A 19,360-nucleotide genomic window follows, 5' to 3' on the forward strand; every position below is an offset into this window, starting at 1 on the left:
GGCTTCACCATGGGAAAAGATGTCCCGAATTTGAATCGCGGGAGGCGGGGGCAGGCTTCGAAATCGACGCATGCCAGCGAGCGTGATCCCTTTCATCCTGGAGTGCGAAAAGCTAAAGGCCATCGAGCGACGAACCTACCCGGCGGGATTCAAGCGCAGGGAGAATTCCGCGGAGCATAGCTGGAGCCTCGCTTTGCTCGCCATGACCTTGATTCCGAAGATCGATCCCTCGCTCGATACACTCAGAATACTCAAGATGCTCATCCTCCATGACATCGTGGAGATCGATGCAGGCGATACCTTCTGCTACGCTGATCAAGGGGACAAAGCCGAGCGGGAGAAGCTGGCGGCCCAGCGGATCTTCGGGATGCTACCGGCGGACCTCTGCGCAGAGTTCACCGGGCTATGGGAGGAATTCGAGGAAGGTTCGACCATGGAGGCCGCCTTCGCCAATGCGATGGACCGGGCCATGCCGCTCTTGCAAAACCACGCGAACCAAGGCCTGAGCTGGATCGAACACGGCGTAAGCTTCGACCAAGTGATGGCGCGCAATGGCAAGATCGGGAATGTCTCCGCAGAACTCTGGAAAGCCATCCGCGAGCGCTTGGACGAAGCCATGGAGAAGGGATGGTTAAAGAAGGGGGATAGTCACGCTTTGTGATCGCATCTTGGTGATCAAGGGGGTAGAACATTCCGGAGTGATATCCCTCCATTCCCTCACCAAGCGCTTCGGAGCCCAGACCGCGGTGGATTCCATTTCCTTGGAGATCCCCGCAGGGCAGATCGTGGGCCTGCTCGGGCCGAACGGTGCGGGAAAATCGACCACGCTGAAGATGCTGACAGGCATGCTCGCGCCGACTTCGGGCACGGCGACGATTTGCGGCCATGATCTACTGCGAGACCCGATCGGAGTGAAGCGAAGCGTGGGCTTCGTACCCGATTCAGGAGCAGTTTTCGAATCGCTGAGCGGACTGGAATACCTGGAGATGATCGCAGCGCTTTACGGGATTCCGGCAGAAGCGGCCCGCGAGCGCATCCAGCAATTCATCGCCTTCTTCGACCTCAGCTTCGAAACCCTCACTGACAAGCTGTTGGGAGCTTACTCGAAAGGCATGCGCCGCAAAGTGGTGATCACGGCGGCCCTTCTGCACAATCCGCCCGTGGTCTTCTTCGACGAGCCGCTGGATGGCCTCGATGCGAATGCTGCGGTAGGCTTCAAGGCGCTGATCCAAACGCTAGCCCGCGAAGGAAAGGCCATCGTTTACAGTTCCCACATCCTGGATGTGGTGGAGCGCGTGTGCGACCGGGTGATCATCATCGACCAAGGAAAGGTGAAGGTGGATGGAGCACCGTCCGCCTTGGTTGCGCAGCACGAGGCGCGTTCCTTGGAGCAGCTTTTCACCAGCCTGACCGGAGGCAATGACCTCGAGCGCAAGGCCGAAGACTTCGCGAAAACCTTCCGACCGTGAGTAACCCGGTTCCCTCCCCCGGCAAGACCCTGCAGCGTCTCTATCTGACGTTGTTTCTGAGGGGGCGTACTTCCCGGGGACTGAACCGCAGCCAAGTTCCCGGGTCGATCGGCAGGAAATTGCTGGGGACGCTCGCGATCTACGTGCTGGTGGGCATGGTCGCCTTTACCTACGGCAAGGCGCCGTCCTTCGTGCTGTCCTTCTACTTGCACGGGATGTCCTTGTTCTTCCTGGGAATGTTCATTGCCGCCTCGGCTGGTGAGATTCTCTTCAACAAGGAAGAGGCGGAGATCCTGCTACATCGGCCGGTCGATTCCCGAACCCTCCTGTGGTCGAAGGTGGCGGTGATGGTGCGGATTTCGCTGTGGCTGGCACTGGCCTTCAACATCGGCGGCTTCATCATCGGAACCTTCGGTCCGAATGGATCCCCGTTCTTCATCCCCGTGCATTTCCTCTCCACCTGCATGGGAGCGCTCTTCTGCTGCAGCAGCGTGGTGCTGCTCTATCAGATCTGCCTGAAATGGTTCGGTCGCGAGCGGCTGGACAATATCATGACCACCACGCAGGTGCTCCTGATGGTGACCATGGTGGTCGGCAGCCAGCTGGCGCAATTCGTGATCCCTGCCTTGGGATCGATCGGCAGTCCGGCCGGCAAGTGGTGGCTCTTCCTTTTACCTCCCGCGTGGTTTGCAGGGCTGAACGAGGTGCTGACCGGCCGGGCGGCCGTCTCTTCCTACTTCCACGCCGGGATCGGGATCGGCGCGACCGGCCTGATCGCTTTCCTCGCCTTCAAGGTGATGGCGGACAGCTATGAAGAAGGCCTGCAGACGCTGGCGGAAAGCCGACCGGCGAAGCGGCGTGACCGTAGCCGGCGCGGCTTGATCGACAAGCTGACCTGCCTGCCACCTCTTTCCTGGTTGCTCCGTGATCCGGTGACGCGCGCCTCTTTCCGCCTGAGCACCGCCTACTTGCTGCGAGATCGCGACATGAAGTTGCGGCTCTATCCCGGCCTGGCACCTGTCATGGTGATGCCGCTTGTTTTCCTGATCCAAGGAATCTCAGGCAAAGGGAGCGAGATGGGCGTGGCCTTTTCGGGCGGTTATCTGGGGCTGCTGCCGTTCATGGCGATGAACCTTCTTCAATATTCACAGAATTGGCAGGCAGCGGATCTCTACCGCCTCTCTCCTGTCCCCGGCCCGGCGCCTTTTATTCGCGGAGCCACTTGGGCTGTCTGCACCGTGCTGGTAATGCCGACCCTGCTCGTGCTCGTAATTGCCGTGGGATTTCTATCGAAGAAGCCGGAACACGCATTCCTGCTGATGCCGGGCCTGATCGCGCTGCCAGTATATGCACTCATTCCGGGGGCCATCGAGAAAGCGGTGCCGCTGTCCAAGCCGACCGAAGAGGCCAAGTCCGCGATGCGCGGTGCGATGATTTTCATCCTGATGATCAGTGCGCTTGCGCTACCGGGGATCGGCATGGCGGTGCGGAGCCAAGGCTTCTACTGGCAATTCCTGCTGCTGGAGGGAATCTTCGCCGCCGCGGCTTGCCTCGCACTGAACGTGCTGATTTCCAGGAAGACTTGGGATCCCATCGAGTGAGGTTCGCCACGCGCACCCATCCGTGCTATGGGTCTCGCCGCTCATGATCTCCGCCGCCACGACAGGGGAAGCGGTGGCTTCCCACTACGACGAACTGGATCCCTTCTACCGGTCCTTGTGGGGAGAGCATGTCCATCACGGGTTGTGGGAAAGCGGTCGCGAGTCCTCGGTCGAAGCCGTCACCGCCCTGAGCCGCCGCGTCGCCCTGCGGGCGGAAATCAAGCCGGGCCAGCGGGTGTGCGATGTAGGCTGTGGCTACGGAGGGACCGCACGACTGCTTGCGCGCGAGTACGGTGCGGAGGTCATAGGAATCACCGTTTCCCGGAAACAATATGAGGGAGCGCTGTCAGAGGGTGGCGAGAATCCCCGCTTCCTCCTCGGCGACTGGATGGAGAACGATTTGCCCGCTGAGTCGTTCGACGCGGTCATCGCCATCGAAAGCACCGAGCACCTGCCTGACGTGGCGCAGGGTATCCGTGAAATGGCGAGGGTTCTGGTCCCCGGTGGACGGCTTGCCATCTGCGCATGGATGGCGGGCCCCGCTCCCAAGAAATGGGAAAGGCGACATCTGCTGGAACCGATCTGCCGGGAGGGCTGCCTGGTCGGGATGGGAAATGAAGCCGATTACCAGAAATGGATCGCGGATGCCGGGCTCTCCCTGACAGGCAGCGAAAACCTCAGCAACAAGGTGCGGCGAACCTGGCCGACCTGCATCTGGCGGACGATGGTTTCCTTCTTCGAGGACGAGGAAACCCGCCGCTTCCTTCTCGATGACCACGAGCGGAACCGGGTCTTCGCCCTTACCCTGATGCGCATCTGGATGGCTTACCTCACGGGAGCGATGCAGTATGTGATCTTCAGCGCGGAGAAGCCTGCCAAGGGCTGACAATTTCAGGAAATCTTCACGCTGTCCTCATTTCCCACAGTAGCCCTTCGCCCTAATCTGAGTTTCTCCATGAGCGAATTCCTCGCCCCGGTCCTCCGCCTTATCGGGATCTGCCTGGTCCTCCAATCCTTCGCTCACATCCACCTCCACAAGCGTCTCAAGTGGGGGGAGGAGGCGGCGCGAATGACTCCTTTCAATGCTACCGTCTTCCACGTGCATACTTTCTTCATCTGCGTGGTGCTGGTGATGATGGGCCTGCCTCTCGCTGTCGATCCGGGCCTGCTTTTGGAGAAATCCAAGATCGGCGCATGGGCGGCCTGGTCCCTCTGCATTTTCTGGGGTCTCCGCCTTTGGTGCCAGTGCTTCACCTACGACCGCAAATGGTGGAAGGGCCAACGTTTCGAGACCTCCATGCATTGGCTCTTCACCGGTATCTGGGCAGCACTGACGATCATCTTCGGCCTCTGCGGGGCGATCCAAGCCGGGTGGATTTCGTAAGAGTCACATGCTTGCACCGCCGCCAAGCAACGCGGAGAATGCAGGCATGGGTGTAAAAACGATCGATCCCGCCAAGCTCGCTGAACTGCTTTCGTCCTCCCGTCCCCCGCTGCTGCTGGATGTGCGGCCTGATACGGTCTATGCCCGGGAACACCTGCGCGGCGCGAAGAACAATTGCGTCTTCGAAGTCGCCTTTCTGGACCGGTTGAAAGAGATCGCGCCGGACTTGTCCCAGCCGGTCTGCATCTACGGGGAATGCAGCGACAGCCAGGAAAGCCTGATGGCTGCGGAAAAGCTGGCTCACGCCGGTTACGCCGAGGTCTTCGAGTTGCGCTGCGGCATCGAGGATTGGATCGGAGCCGGGCAGCCGGTGGAGCGAAGCGCGGAAGAGGCAACGCAGGCGGCTCCGAGGCTCGACGGCAAGGTGCCGATCGACCTCAAGGAAAGCCGCATCCGCTGGATCGGCCGCAACCTGCTGAATATGCACGAAGGCTATCTCGCGCTAAAGAGCGGGCATCTGGAGTTTACAGAAGGCAGCCTGAAGGGCGGCGAATTCGTCATCGACATGCATTCGATCCGCTCGACCGACCTCGAGGGCAACGAGCTTCACGACGTCCTGATCCGTCACCTGATGGATCACGACTTCTTTGAGGTGGAGACTTACCCTGAGGCTCGTTTCGTCATCGGCAGCTCGGTGCCGGTGGAGAACGGTGAAGCCGGCGCCCCCAATTTGAAAATCGAGGGAAGCCTTACCTTAAAGGATGTGACAGCCCCACTCGTCTTCACGGCGATTTCCGGTATCACTGCCGATGGCAAAGCCGCTGCGCAAGCGAGCTTCGCCATCGACCGGACCAAGTGGAATGTGAAGTACGGCTCAGGACGCTTGTTCCGCAATCTCGGCGGTCATCTGGTCAACGATCTGATCGAGCTACAGCTCCGGATCGTCACCGCATGAGTCAGTTTTCGGCATCGACTTTGAGACGCACAAAGCGCGGCTCCATCCCGGGAGAAGCAGGGACCGTATCGCGGAAGGTGATGCTTACCATGCCATTTCCTTCGGGAACCGGCGCGCCGACCCGGGGCAATCCATCATTCCAGGTCACAAGATCGTCCGACGCTTCTGCCTGTAGGAAAACGCCCGCCATTTCTTCCCGGACCAGACAGGAGATCGTCAGATAGCGTGCCGAGCTTTCCGGATCGGTCCACCAAGAAATCGCCGGCACCTGCGTTGATGATGCACTGAGCGGGGAGGTATCGAACACCATCTCGATGATGTTCGCGAGGCCGTCTCCGTCTGGATCGGCGTCATGTCCCCAGATTGTCACTTCTTTCGCAGGCTCTGCCAGATCCGCCGCGTCGAAATTCAGCACCTGCCATGTCGCGGGATCGAGCATATCGGCTTCACCAGGCCGCCCCCCAAGCGCGGTACTGGCACGCCAGTTGTTTCCCTGCCCGTGGTTCGGATTTGCCGCGGGATTTTTCAAGACCAAGGCATAGCCGCCGCCATCCGGCGAGACCGGCCATGGTGCCACGTCATCGTAGGCAAATTGACGTAGTCCCGTATTCCCGGCACCCACGAGCCGGATGGTCTCGCCGCCATTGCTCAGGTCATCGCCGAATTCTCCCGCAATCGGAATACCGGGACCATGCCTGAATTGGAGAGCCGCTGCATTCTCCGCGATAACTACCCTCTGCCCCGGCCCGAGGATGCGGATGGCGGCAGTCGCGAAATTGAAAGTCACCGCCGTTTCCAGCTCCACCGCCGAGAGATCGAGAGTCTCACTGCTGATGTTCATTAGCTCGATATACTCGAAGTCCGAGTCGCTATCGAAGCCAGCTGCTTCCTCCGCGGGAGTCGGGTCCGGTGCATGATAGTGGATCTTGCTCACCACCAGATCGCCCGCGCCTGCAGGCGGATAGGCTACAAACTCCGCTTCATCGAGGGCCGACCATTCACCGCCATTGCTGCGGAAGCGGGCTCTCACCTTTACTAGTCCATTGAGCGTGATGCCCGGGCCCGCGTAAACCGTTCCCGCAATGGTCCCGCCGATCGCACGGGGATCGCTGCCATCAAGGGTATAGTAGATCGTTCCCGTCTGGGATCCGGCACTCAAGGTAAGCACCGTGCCCGGATTGACCTGGCCGCCGCGCCGCGAGAAGACCGGTGCATTGACCGATGGGAAGAAGCCACGGCTCCGCAGCTGATTGATCACCGCGGCGGGCCGACCGGGGAAGAAACCATTCCGGATGGAGGTCAGCTGGGACTGCCATTGGCTCAGGCTTGGATTGTCGCCCGGGGCAGCCCAGCGCACGATGTCCGGGACGATCGCTTGGGAGATCTGCGCGGCTCTGGCATCGAAGATCGCCTGTGCCACCGCAGGAGTCATGGCACCGCCATTGAAGAGGTGCTTCTGGGCCATGTCCGCGATGCGAATGCGATATTCCGGATTTACCGCCAGATCCTCATGGAGCCACTCCGGATTGCTGTAGCTGAAGCTGGAGCGATTGCTGCCGCCGGTCGTATTATTCGTGGCGCGGTTATCTACCCAGCTGGAGGCCTGAAGGGTGTGCTCGGAGTCGTGGACAAAGAACTTGAAACCTTCCGTTCCGGAGCGATCCCGCATGCCGCGCCAATTGTTCGCACGGTTCATTCCCAGGAAATTCGAGAGCGGCCCATCGCCATCTCCCGTATAGTAGTGGAGAAGCATGTAGTTGATGAGGTGATCCACATCGACATACACGGGCAGCGAAGGGATTCGCTGGCCATTCGCGTCGCGTCCCATCAGCGCGAAATAATTGGCATTCGTCGGGTTTGCCTGATGAGCGCGGGCCATCATCCACATCGTTTGCCAGGCATCGATCTGGCCGCTGCTCAGCTCGTAGGTGAAATTCGGATGATTCGAAGTCTGGATGACATCGTAGTCTTCCGGCCTTCCGCCGAAGTAGCTCGCCCCGAAGTCTTCCTGGGCGCGCTCCTCAGTTTGGTAGAGGCCCCAGTATTGGCCATTGAGATAAAGATTCACGTAGCGACTCCGCGTCGTCGGTTCGCCCATGGCACCGATCAGGTCGCGGCAGAAGACCTCACGCACCGCGGTGTTCTGGCTGCCGTTCGAATTGGCGTAGTGATAGTTCTGCTCCGTCCGCAGATCCAAAGTATCGAACTCGTCGGCACCCCCTTCCCCATGGATTGGGAAATTCAAGGAGGACGCACCGTATTCGCCCCGGAAATGGAGTCGCAGCGAATGCTTCGGATAGCCATCACCCCGGCTCGCACCGCCGCGGATACGCAGTCCGGCGTTTACATGGAAGGAAGCACCACCGTCCGCGGGCAGATACTCTACGGATGCCGGACATTCCCAGAGGTCCCCTTTCAACGAGGCATTCACGTAGATGCCATTGTTGGCATCGGTGAGGTTTCCTTGATCCGTGACAATAGAGATGCTGGGGATCTGCTGGAGCCCGTTCGAAAGCTGCTGGTTCGTGTATTGTGCCTTGACCGTGGCATTCCAGCCATAGCGGAAATTCTGTCCGTTTACATTGCTGGTCGGCCAGCCCGCCGGAGCGGTTCCCGACGGATCGTTCTGACCATTCACGACCTCGCTCACGAAAAGATAGGTGCTCGTCGCCACCGGAGAAGGCATGGAGCCCGCAAGGAAGGCCCGAGCCCGGACCGTCCGGGTGGCGTTCACGGGAATCGGGCTGGCATAAATAGTCCCGTGAGATTCGGTCGGAGTGCTACCATCGGTCGTGTAGCGAATGGTCGCCCCCTGCGTGTCCGTGGTGAGGGAAAGCTGGAAGCTGGAGGTATAGAACCCACGCGGCATCCCGAAAGCCACATCACCCACCAGTCCCGATACCTGTCCGCCATTTGCAGCAGCGGGCGTCGGGACAGGAAAGAATCCCCGCGTTTCAGCGGCAAGGCCATAGGAGACGTTCGAGCGCTGGGGCGGAAAGGCCGGCGCATACTCGGTCGCCACGACACCGCCCGGAGACTTCAGCGCGAGATACTCGCCATCCGCACTGACCCCGAAATTCGTGTGGAGATTCCCGGCCGGATCGGTGCGATTCTTCGATGACGCGAACACGATCCGGTAACCGCTTGCCGCGATGATGGTTCCCTCGGGGAAGGCCCACTCGTTTGCCGAATCCTCCAGCAAATAGCCGCCGACATCGATGGCAAAGGGATTGGGGTTATAGATCTCGATCCAATCTTCGCTTGCTCCATCTTCATCTCGCAGGCCACCCGAATTGCTGGCCAAAAACTCATTTAACACCGGCATCTGCGGCGTCTCTCCAATATAAACCGTCACCGTCTTCTGCGAGGCCCCGGAGGAATTGGAGGCGGACAGGGTATAGGTCGTCGTTACGCTAGGACTCACCACCGCGCTACCGGTGGATAAAGAAGTCGGAGCCTGCACGTCCTGATCCACGGAAAGGGTGTCTGCTCCCGTGCTGGTCCAGTTGAGAGTGACGGCAGCCCCTGGAGTCGACAGCACGCCGCCCTCCGAGGTGATCCCCGCTGCTGCCGCGGTGAAGCCTAATACCGGAAAGACCGGCGGGAAGGTCGTAGGCAGACTATACTTCTTCTGGAGATACCATCCCACCCGGTCGATCCCCAGCGGGGATAGCTCGCCATCATAGACCAGGATTTCCGCCACCGAGCCGTTCCAGTAGCGGCCAAGCGAGGAACTCGCACTTCCCAGCCAGAAGTTCCCATAGAGCTTCTGCTCGCCTGCAACCGCCATCACCAGATGCGGCACCCCGTAGGTAAGGGAACCGCTGGGAGCTTGGTTCACGTAGAGTTGACCCGTCGGCGAGCCATTTCCCACGAAATCATTTCCGTCCATCCCGAAGCCCGGGGAGCGATAGAAAACCGAGGTTCCGTCGCGGCGAATATTCAGCCCGTCGGAGCCATTCGAGACGAGGCCGGCCAAGCTTCCCGCTTCGTTTTCCAAGGCCACCACCGCAAAAACAGTCCGGGCCGCGTAGTTCGCCCCGGGGCGCTTCATCACATCGTTTCCCCCGTCAAAACGCACCACCGGCTGACCGTTGAAGCGGGCATCACTGGCGATGTAGGTTGGCGTATTGGCCCCGCTGGCAGAGAGGGGTCCCCATTCGGTAACCGCCGTTTCGTTTACCTGATTCAGCTCATCCGCCTTCAGGTGGAGGACGACATTGCCATAGTCGGACGGATTAAAGGTTTGGGCAAGGGCGCCTGAGAGGAGCAGCGAAAGCAAAGCGAGGCACGCGACCAGAGGACGCAAAGCTGCGCCCGGCCCGAACGGAAACGGGAAACCCATGGGTTTGACGGGGATTTGACGGGGCTGGGCTGGTGCTAGGTCAAGGCACCCGCTCAGGATGTGGAATCTCTACATGAGCCTCGTCAAATCGCCGCATCAAAAACGTCACATCCGAAGATTTTCGGGCAAATAGCTACAGCGATCAGGGCGACTCCACCCTCACCCGGCCAAATCGCTTGGCACTGCCGCTCCCGGTGCTGTCCTCCACCACGACACGTTCCAGTTCGGAATCAATGGGCGTGACAACCGGAGTTCCGGTGACGACCGCCCAGTCCACCCCGTTCAGGGACCCGGAAACTTCTGGAATGTAGGTGAAGATACCTTTTCTCCGGATGAATTCCAACCGCAGCTTCCGCTCGGCACCCGAACCCGTGGCCGTGACCGACGGCAAGCCCGAGATACCCGTGCCCGGCTCTAGAACCGGCTGTGCAGCGTTCATCGGCTGCAAGTTGAAAGCGCACTCCAGCAAATTGATCAGGCCATCGCCGTCGGGATCCGCGTCAGGCCCGCTGATCAGCAGATCCGCCTGCTGCTCCGGAGTGAATTGGGAAGCGATCCAATTCGCATAGGGATTCGAGCCCGACCAGGTGATGGTATCCACCCACCCGGTGTCCGCACCGGCGACGACGGCGGTATTTTTGATGTACCGCCAGCGCAAGGTGTGAGGTCCTGATGCGAGGGTGTAGGACTTCTGGGTCCAATCCACCTCGCCGGAGATCCGGCCCGTCTGAAGCACTCCGTCGATGTGGAATTCAAGGAAGTCCGCACTCCCTTGGCTGGAAACCTTCCAGCGGAAATTCAGGGCTCCCGGCCCGTAGACCGTCGTTTCCATCCACGATTCCTGAGTGTGGCCGACCGCTCCTGCCTGGGCCGCATCCACGGTATCCTGCGTGACGGCGGACTGGCCATACCAGAGGCCGTGGCCACCCAGCGCCCAACCAAGCGACGACGTATCCAGCGCCACCGCCAAAGGAATACCAAAGCTTGCGTTAGCCGTGACATTTGCAGTGACGCTGAAAGCGACCGGGTTTGTGGAGCCGGTGATACTCCCCGTCCAGCCAATGAAGCTCAGCCCCGGATCAGGAACCGGCGTGAGCGTCAACGCATGACCGCGCGGGTATTTCGGCAGATCCGCACTGCGACTCACGGTGCCCGGGCCGGAGGTGGTGATATTGACGAAATAGAGCGCGGACCCGATGTCCATCGGATTGGTTCCATCGGCAAATTCCACGGCATTCGTCACCCCGTCGCCATCGGGATCCGCGGTGCCGTTCCGGAGCGTGGTGTTTCCGAAATGCAAGACCTCCCAAGCATCCGGCAAGCCATCCGAGTCCTCATCCTCTGTCAGCGCATTCTTGCCGTTCATGGTGAGCGCCAGATTCAGGGAGCTCGCTCCCGTGTTCACCAAGCGAAGGAAGTAGGTGTGCCCGGGAAGCCACGGCCATGAGGTCGGCGTCAGCGCGACATTGACCGTGCTATTGGCTGAAGTACTGCGGAAGTGCTGGGCGGCGCCGCTTGATGCAGGAAGGGTTCCCTGCTCCATGCGGAGCTGAAGCGCGGCCAAGTGGGTCGACGTCCACTTCATTCGGGTCGCTTCCGGCGGCACAGGGATTTGATAGAGCATCTCGCTGTTGGGCGGCACGGAGACGTTGAGGCTACCGTTGTAGAAGTTGATCGAGGGGAAGGTGCCAATCGTGGTCGACGAACAAGCGCTGCTCACGGTGAAGGTAGCATCGGTCACCGCCCGGAAACCGATGTAGTATGATGCCCCCGGGCGCAGTGGAGAAGTGGTGAAGGAGTAGCTGCCCGGAGCATCGTGACCAGCAGCAGGACTATAAGGCCCTTGGTTCTTCCCGTCGGGTTGCCACGAACGGATGCCAGTGGTTTCCAAACCATTGACGGCATTACCCGGAGGCACGGTATCGCGGATGAACATCACCACGTCGCCCACCTGCTGGAGGAACGATGGCGTCCAATCCACTGGCGCATCCATCGGGATTTGCACGCGGTAGTAGCGCCAATCGCGGCCAACCAGAAGTTGATTTGCGGCGGAGCCTCCGGCCAGCGGCAGCTCGTTGACCTGGCCATTTGAAACCACGAGTCGGTAGCGTGCATTCGACGTACCGGTGGCCTTCACGCCGAGATACCAGCGTCCGGGCCGCAGCTGGACTTCCTTTCTTCCGTCCAGCGGCACCCAGTTTCCATACTCGCTACCGGTCGAGTTGAGCACACGCGGTGTCAGCGTGACACCTCCTGCTCCGCTGGCATTGTGGTCGGTGGTGGGGACACCATCCTCACGGATGTAAAGGTTCGGGTTACCATTGATCGCCTGAAGTTCCGTGCGCAGGAGACCCGCATTCCCGGCCGGAACGTCGACCGCGTAAAAGTGCCAGTCATCCTGGCCAAGGTCGATCCCGCGGTCACCGGTGAGGTTCGCACCGGAATCCCCGAAGACCGCATTGTGCCCCGCCGGCATCACGTAGGCGGGCTGATTCAAGGTGACCGGTTCGCTGGTAATCGTGTAATTCGTGAGACCGGCCCCGGTCACTTCCACGAACCACGTGTCCCCGGGGGTGAGGAAAGGAGGTACGATAACCGCCGTACGTGTGGTCACGCTGATGCCGGCGGCGGAATTCCCCCAAGTCTTGTAGACCTTGATCGATCCGGCTCCCTGCTGAAAACTGGTGCGCAGGATCCACCCGACCACCGACTGCCCGCCCAAGGTCGCGGGGATCGGCACTTCATAGAAAGTCCGTTCGCCGTCGGTAATCTGGCGGGTGTCGGTGTTCGTGCCACCACCTGGATTCAAGGTGGAGGAGAAGTTCAGCGGTATACGCGGCTTCGGACGTATCACCAGACTGGCCGAAGCATCGAGAGCTGCCGTCGTGGGGCTCGCCGGATTCGCTGAAGCACGTACGATCAGGCTGTAAACACCGGGCTCGGGAGCAACCAGGGTGATGCTATTGTCATCCTGGAAGTAGCTCGACCCCGACTGACCGTCGGTGAAACCATATTCGTTCGGGGTGGGAACGCTCTGGAAATTGTCACTCGGCTTCGGAAGGCGGGATCCTTGGATCACGCTGAGCCATGGATTGCCGATCCGTTCGTCGAGGCGAATTTCAACCCCTGCCAGATCCGGAGGAACGGTGAATTGGTAGGCTTTCAACTGCCCGCCAGCCAAGGTCACAGCGCGTGTTGAACCGGAAGTCGGAACCGTTCCCAGATCGGTGATCGCGAGAACCCCGCGGCTCGTCATCAAGCCGGTGCTGACCGCGTTTCCCGTGTACTGGGCGCTAGCAGGGTTCTGGCCCTCCGAGATCGCCGCAATATAGTAGTCCCCTTCCAACAGGAAGTCCTGGCCGCTGATCGGCAGCACGGTAAAACGTTCCGGCCCGTTCTTCTGAACCACCGCCTCACGATGGCCGCTCGGCTGGGTACTTTGGAGGTATCCATCCGAGGTATAAGGATACTCCCCACCGAAATCCGGGATCGATCCGCGGCGAACCACGGCCATCATTTCACCCACACTTGGATCCAGCGTGAACTCCCAACTCGGCGTGTTCGCCGGGATGGTGACCTTGTAATAAGCTGCCTCGCGCGGAGCAAGATTCGGAGTCGTGGCCGATCCGCCGGCGAAAGCGAGATCCGTTATCGGAAGCACCATGCCGGCGCCAATGCCACGACTCTCGATGGTGTAGGCGGTGCTCGCCGTGGTGCTCGTATTCTGGACGCCCACGATGTAGGTGCCCGGCTCCAAGGGGCGCCCCATTCCCATCACCAGTCGGCGCGGGCTCACATCGGTATTGATCCCGAAATCATAGATCCGGCGGGTCCAGTCGGTCTGGGCGACCCACTGGGCACCCGACGCCCATGCAGCCGCTTGGGAGGGCCTTCCAGTCCAGCCTGCATTCGCGGTTCCGGATGGAAGCTGGTCACGGCGCACAAAGATCTTCGGGGTTCCCGTACCGACGACATTCCTTACCCGGATATCCCAACCCATCACTCCCGGGGTCGGAGGCACCACCACCTCGAAATACTTCCACGCACCCGCAGCCTGGGAGGCAACTTCCGAAGTTCCTCCGTTGAAGGCCAAAGGCAGCGGCTTGTTCGCGATGACGGTGAGGTCGCCGGTCGCATCCGGGAAGTTAAGCTGGGAGCCCGTGGCTCCGCAGGCGGCACGAACGGCGATGGTATATTCTCCCGGCGTCGGATTGGCCACCGTCATCAGGTCATCATTGTCGACGTAGGGGACGGCCGGAGCGGTCTGGCCACCACTGGTGCCGTAACCATTGACGGAAGTTCCTGCGAAGAGCAGGCAGGGCCGCGGAGGAAGCCCTCCCGGCACCATGCTGATCCACGGATTTCCCGTGCGATTGTTGAGGCGCACTTCCATGCTTTCCGTCCCGGCAGGAACCGTCACGCGGTAGAGCTTTACCTGACCGCCCGCCAAGGCGACCGCACGGGTCACTCCAGCGCTGGTCGCCGTTCCCATGTCCGTGACTCCCAGAGGCCCACGGGCAGTCATGATGCCGCTGCTCGGAGTTGCCCCCGTTCGCTGTGGGTTGACCGGCTCAAAGCCTTCTGAAATGGCCGCGATGTAATAATCCCCTGGAATGAGCGAAGAGCGGTTGAGAGGCGGAAGCAGGACAAAGCGCTCCGAACCATTCTTCTGCACTTCCACCTCCAAGGTTCCGCTACCTGACTGGACCTGCTCCGTGGCTTGGCTGGAAATTTGAGCACCGAAATCAGGGATCGTACCCCGGCGAATCACCGCCATCATCTCCCCCACGGTGGCATCCAAGGTGAATTCCCAACTCGGGGTGTTCTCCGGAATCGTCACCTTGTAGTAGACAGCCTCGCGTGGATTAAGATCGACGATGTTCGATGCTTCACCCCCGGCATAAGGCAATTCTTGGATCGGGATGACTTGGCCTTCCCCGATACCGCTGCTTTCGATCGAGTAACTGGTGGGGTCAACGCCACTGTAGTTGTAGACGCCGACGTAATAGGTTCCCGGTTGCAGCGGGCGTCCCATGCCCGTAATCAAGCGATAGTTGTCGACCGAAGTGGTGCTGGTAGGACCTTCGTAGGAGCGGCTGGTCCAATCCGGGGAAGCTGCAATCTGGTATCCCGACGGCCAAGCGATACTGGAATAGGGTGTCCACGGCGATGTCTCCGTTCCCGCGGGAACATAGTCCTTCCGGATCTGCACCCATGGCTTCCCACCATCGACATTTCTCAGGCGCACATCCCATCCCATGACACCTGGAGTATCAGGCACTTCGACCTTGAAATAACGCCATGTCCCAGGCTGCTGCGCACCTACCGAGGAACTGCCGCCATTGAACTCAAGCGGCTGCGGAACGACAGCGACGACCCGCAACTCCGCCGTGGCATCGGGGAAGTTCGCGGTATCCGAGGGTAGCGGGCCGGCCCGGACCGTGATGCTGTTCAGCCCGGATGGAGGGTTGGAAATATTCCACATCAGTCCACCCTGATCGACCCCCTCCAAAGCACCGCCGGAGAAGCCACTGTAGGAAAGAGAGGTCGCTGTATAGTTCGGCGGGGGCATGGGCAGAAGCTCGCTAAGGGCAACATTCGACCATGGATTGCCCGTGCGATTCTCCAGATAGATCTCCAAGCTCAGGGTTCCTTCCGGAACCTCGTACTGGAATGCTTTCACCTGCCCGCCAGCCAAGCTCACCTGCTGGGTAATGCCACTGACGCCAGCCACTCCCATGTGTGTAACGGCAAGAGTGCCACGACTGGTAACCACCCCGGAAACACTGCCGGTTCCGGTCTCCGTTTTGGCCAAGGGATCCTGGCCCTCGGAAACGACGGCGATGTAGTAGTCGTCCGCAACAAGCTCGTCGGAAGAAGGCGGAGGAAGCAGTACGTAGCGCTCGGCACCGTTCTTCTGGACCGTCGCGGATCGTTCGGCTTCCTCGGCGAGGCTCTGGATCGGAGCTTCGAGGTTCGGGCCCGGAGCTCCGAAGTCAGGGACATGGCCCCTGCGCACGCTCGCCATCATTTCGCCCATCGTCGGGTCCACGGTGAACTCCCAGCTCGGGGTATTCTCAGGGATGGTTACCTTGTAGTAGCGGGCCTCGCGGGGTGCCAGACCGCTGATGGTGGATGTGCCTCCGCTGAAGCCCAGAGGCGTCACCGGCAGCGCCTGGCCATTGCCGATGCCACGGCTTTCCAGAACATAGGCGGAAAGATCCACCGTCCCGTTGTTGAAGACCCCCACGTAGTAAGTTCCCGGCTCCAAAGGACGACCCATCGCCGTCACCAGACGGCGGCCACTCACGTTCGGACTGCCTCCGGATTCGTTGTTCCGTTTCGTCCAATCCACTTGGCCCGCCCAAATCCCGCCGCTGGGCCACGAAGCAGTACCGGACGCTGGCGAAAACGAGGTGAGGATGGATGAGGGAAGCAGATTGCGGCAGACCACCACCCTCGGATCACCGGCACCGGAGACATTCTTTACACGCACGTCCCAACCCAGAATTCCGGCCGTAGCGGGAACGTTCACCTTCACGAAATTCCACTCCCCCGCCTTCAAGCCGGCGATCGAAGTCTGCGAGCCGTCGAAATTCACCGTCGGTGGCTGGATCGGCCGGACATCGAGTTCGAAGGAACCAAGGGGTTGCTGCGGGGTGAAGACGCCCACATACCATACGTCCGCCTGATGGCCCGGCCTCTGCAGGAAACCAGTGCTACTCGCGTAGTCGGAGTACTTGGCGGCCGTATCGAGCACCGTATTCACGCCGCCGGAGCGATATTGCCAGCGGCTGGGAACCTTGTTCCGGCGCAGCGCGATCTGCGTGCCGGGCACTTGATTCGAAAGATAGAGCTCCCAGCCCAGAGGCCCGAGCTGCTGTGGGATATTGGTCAGCGCATAGTAACGCCATCCGGCCCGCGTCGTCTGATCATTGACCTTGTGATCGACAAACTGAATCGGCGTGACCACCGGGTCGCCGCTCTTCAACGTGAAGTTGTAAGCTCCCACGCCGTAGACCGTGACGAACCAAGTGCCATTGGTAAGGAAGTCCGGCACGAGAGTCACCGAGTCGGCCACCCCTCCGCTGGCTTCCGAATAACCGTCGTTGTCGTACTCGCTGGCCACGTTGGCGCGCCGGACGCAGATGTTCGGATCTCCTTCATTTGCGGTGACACTCACATCCCACGCGATCTGATCTACCGGCACGTTGGTGCGGTAAACCCGGTACGGGGGCCCGGAGACCGGCACATTCGAAATCGTGTTTTGGAAGGGCATGTCCTCGATCTGCTGGATGCGCGAGTCGAGGTTGATGGCATCTCCCGGAGCGCCAGTAACGCTGATGAAATAGGTATCCGTGCCGACACCAAGGAAGGGAGGTGAGACCAGCATCTGGCCGGCTTGCTTCCGGCCATAATGGGCGGGCAAGGCATGGTAGGGAACGCTCGCCTTCTTGACCGCGATATCCCGCATGTCACCATTCAGCCACAAGCTCCAGGCCGGGGTGCCGGTAATCACGGTGGTCTTGAAGAAGCGAATCCCCTCCCCTTTCATCGTCACCGCACCACTGCCGGAAGGCAGGATGGTCTCCCCGATGTCATACTGGCCATTGGCATTGGCATCCGTGAAAGCGAGTGGCCCGAGGTCTTGGACAAAGACATCCCCTGAGAAGAGGGTGAAGGAGGTATTCGCCATCGCGCGGACCGTGAGATACCAGGTCTGTCCGGCGCTGAATTGGTCCGGCCGCAGGACGAAACCGTCGTCCCCGGTCGCACGATCCGATTTGAAGTTGAATGTGGAGGTATTCGCCCACCCTGCCTGCCGGAGATAGACATTCGCATTTCCTTCCGCCACCCGGACCACGGTACGCCAGCCTCCGTTGAGAGAAGCCTGGGGTTGGATGCGGAAGTGATACTCGCGCTCCACCGGAGTGACGGATGTAAAAGTCGTGGTGCCGTCATCAGCCGCACCACTGTCCCACGCAAGGGTCGGCACACCAGTCGCCGGAGCCGGACCCGATGGGTTCAGCTCCAGTTGGAAATCATCGAAGCCAATCGTCCCCGAAGTCGTCGCAAGGTTGTCGATCTCGATGCCGATCCGCGCGCCGGCGTCGGCCGCAGTGGCCGTATATTCGAGAACATAGGTCTCAAAAACCTGATTGGTGGTGCTAAGTAGGTCGTTCGAAGTCGCCAGCGGGATGCGGGTCGTCCCGCCGTCCGTAGTCCGGAAAAGGCGCACCTGCTGGTTCGCGGTTCCCGACATGCTGGAAATCGAGCCTGCCTTCCAAACCAGCCGGTAGACCTGCCCTGCCTCCATCTGCTGGGTGGTGGCCTGATAGGCGCCACCATCCGTGCCGCGCAGGAAGGCCACATAGCCGCTGGCATTCACGTATCCCCCGGCAGCGGTCGGCTGGAGAGAGAGTTCGACGCCCGAGTTCAGATAAACGCCACCGGTATTGACCCATCCCGGGACATCGGCAGTAGCATCAAATCCGATCGCGACCCGCCCGGTGCCGGGCTGTTCGAACGAAGGATTGACCAAGCTGACAGACGCGGCCTGAAGCGAGGCAAAAGTACAGCAAGCGAGGAGAGAAAGGAGGGCAGCTTTCACGCGGGCGACGTGGGGTGAACAAATGCAAACTGCCACGATTTTTAATAATTAGGCAAGTCATAGCAATCAAGCAGTGGGAATTATTTTAGAAAATTGACATTCTGGAAACGTCAAGTCGCTGATTTCTCGACAGATCCCAAGCCCGCTGCGGAAAATCTAACCGCCGCCCCCTATCGCCGCCGGCCTCTACTTCCCTCCCCGATAGATAAGTGTCGCTGATGCCACAAGCGCCGGACTGATAAAGGATGTTTCCAGATCGCGCAGGGCTGTAACGGCGGTTTTCGCTCGTGCAAGCGACCGCTAATCCTCACCAGATAAGTAGAAACCCCCGCAAGGATCGATTTGCGCGAGACGCATTTCGGGGTAACAATGGAACCAAATGCGGAAACGCATGGTGCCCGTGATTTGGGAGGGTTGCGGGCACCACCCCTTTTTCATGGTAGGCCGTGTGCAACACGGACGGTTTGTGCAACAGCCTGCGGCCGGCAACGGTCGCAGGCTCTTTCGTTCGCCGGCGGAGCCTTCCCCATCAGAACTCCCCCTTGAAGGAACAGCGCGCGGTCGGCGTCTCATAAATGACGATTTCCGCGAGTCCCGGCAGTTGTGGAGCAAGCTTCCGCCAGAACCAAGCGGCCATCCGCTCGATGGTGGGACTTTCGAGGCCCTCGATATCATTCAGATAGCCGTGGTCCATGAGATCGACGAGCGGCTTCATGGCCTCTGAGATGCGTTTGTGGTCGTAGACCCAGCCGATCGTCTCATCCACCTCACCCTCGATCGAAATCTCGACCTTGAAGCTATGGCCATGCATCTGGCGGCACTTGTGACCTTCAGGCAAGCTCGGCAGGGTGTGGGCGGCTTCAAAGCGGAAATCTTTCGTCAGGCGGGCACGCATCTCGCCGGAATTCCTATCCGCGATTCCAGCGTCCGGCAACCAAAGTGCGCAATCCGCGGAAGGAAGCGGAGGGCACGCGCCCTCTACCACCTTTGGCGCA

The 19,360-nt window shown here is 60.3% G+C and carries 9 protein-coding genes; 6 read left to right on the forward strand and 3 right to left on the reverse strand.

From position 1 onward, the window contains the following. Window positions 1-70: 70 nt before the first annotated feature. From HHL09_RS06665 to HHL09_RS06690, 6 genes are all read left to right on the forward strand, one after another. Complete coding sequence (locus tag HHL09_RS06665; protein ID WP_169453789.1) at window positions 71-661, forward strand: HD domain-containing protein; 591 nt, start codon at window positions 71-73, stop codon at window positions 659-661. A 37-nt stretch (window positions 662-698) separates the two neighbouring features. Further along, on the forward strand, window positions 699-1,469 hold the full coding sequence (locus HHL09_RS06670; protein ID WP_169453790.1) for an ABC transporter ATP-binding protein: 771 nt from the start codon (window positions 699-701) through the stop codon (window positions 1,467-1,469). Further along, window positions 1,466-3,070 (forward strand): hypothetical protein, encoded by a 1,605-nt coding sequence (locus HHL09_RS06675; protein WP_169453791.1) that lies wholly within the window; start codon window positions 1,466-1,468, stop codon window positions 3,068-3,070. Before HHL09_RS06670 ends, HHL09_RS06675 begins: the two co-directional genes overlap by 4 nt. 43 nt (window positions 3,071-3,113) lie before the next feature. Beyond that, window positions 3,114-3,956 (forward strand): SAM-dependent methyltransferase, encoded by an 843-nt coding sequence (locus tag HHL09_RS06680; RefSeq protein WP_169453792.1) that lies wholly within the window; start codon window positions 3,114-3,116, stop codon window positions 3,954-3,956. A gap of 69 nt (window positions 3,957-4,025) precedes the next feature. After that, window positions 4,026-4,454 (forward strand): hypothetical protein, encoded by a 429-nt coding sequence (locus HHL09_RS06685; RefSeq protein WP_169453793.1) that lies wholly within the window; start codon window positions 4,026-4,028, stop codon window positions 4,452-4,454. Window positions 4,455-4,461: 7 nt separating this feature from the next. After that, window positions 4,462-5,409, forward strand: a complete 948-nt coding sequence (locus HHL09_RS06690) for a YceI family protein (protein WP_169453794.1) — start codon at window positions 4,462-4,464, stop codon at window positions 5,407-5,409. A gap of 1 nt (window position 5,410) precedes the next feature. Here HHL09_RS06690 and HHL09_RS06695 read toward each other — a convergent pair whose 3' ends face one another. The 3 genes from HHL09_RS06695 to queD form a co-directional block, all read right to left on the reverse strand. Further along, window positions 5,411-9,691 carry an FN3 associated domain-containing protein gene (locus HHL09_RS06695; RefSeq protein WP_169453795.1) on the reverse strand — a complete coding sequence of 1,427 codons (4,281 nt, stop codon included), beginning with the start codon at window positions 9,689-9,691 and terminating at the stop codon, window positions 5,411-5,413. A 205-nt stretch (window positions 9,692-9,896) separates the two neighbouring features. Beyond that, the gene (locus tag HHL09_RS06700; protein ID WP_169453796.1) at window positions 9,897-18,365 is read right to left on the reverse strand and encodes an InlB B-repeat-containing protein; all 8,469 of its coding nucleotides are present in this window, start codon (window positions 18,363-18,365) and stop codon (window positions 9,897-9,899) included. Window positions 18,366-18,894: 529 nt separating this feature from the next. Beyond that, window positions 18,895-19,260, reverse strand: a complete 366-nt coding sequence (gene queD, locus HHL09_RS06705) for a 6-carboxytetrahydropterin synthase QueD (RefSeq protein WP_169453797.1) — start codon at window positions 19,258-19,260, stop codon at window positions 18,895-18,897. Between the last annotated feature and the right edge of the window lie 100 nt (window positions 19,261-19,360).

It is taken from the genome of Luteolibacter luteus (assembly GCF_012913485.1).
Taxonomy (GTDB): Bacteria; Verrucomicrobiota; Verrucomicrobiia; order Verrucomicrobiales; family Akkermansiaceae; genus Haloferula; species Haloferula lutea.

Excerpts from the sequence above, each read along its gene's own strand:
- HHL09_RS06690 (WP_169453794.1), top strand. The coding sequence starts at position 4,462 with ATGCTTGCACCGCCGCCAAGCAACGCGGAGAATGCAGGCATGGGTGTA.
- HHL09_RS06665 (WP_169453789.1), top strand. The coding sequence starts at position 71 with ATGCCAGCGAGCGTGATCCCTTTCATCCTGGAGTGCGAAAAGCTAAAG.
- HHL09_RS06685 (WP_169453793.1), top strand. The coding sequence starts at position 4,026 with ATGAGCGAATTCCTCGCCCCGGTCCTCCGCCTTATCGGGATCTGCCTG.
- queD (WP_169453797.1), bottom strand. The coding sequence starts at position 19,260 with ATGCGTGCCCGCCTGACGAAAGATTTCCGCTTTGAAGCCGCCCACACC.
- HHL09_RS06680 (WP_169453792.1), top strand. The coding sequence starts at position 3,114 with ATGATCTCCGCCGCCACGACAGGGGAAGCGGTGGCTTCCCACTACGAC.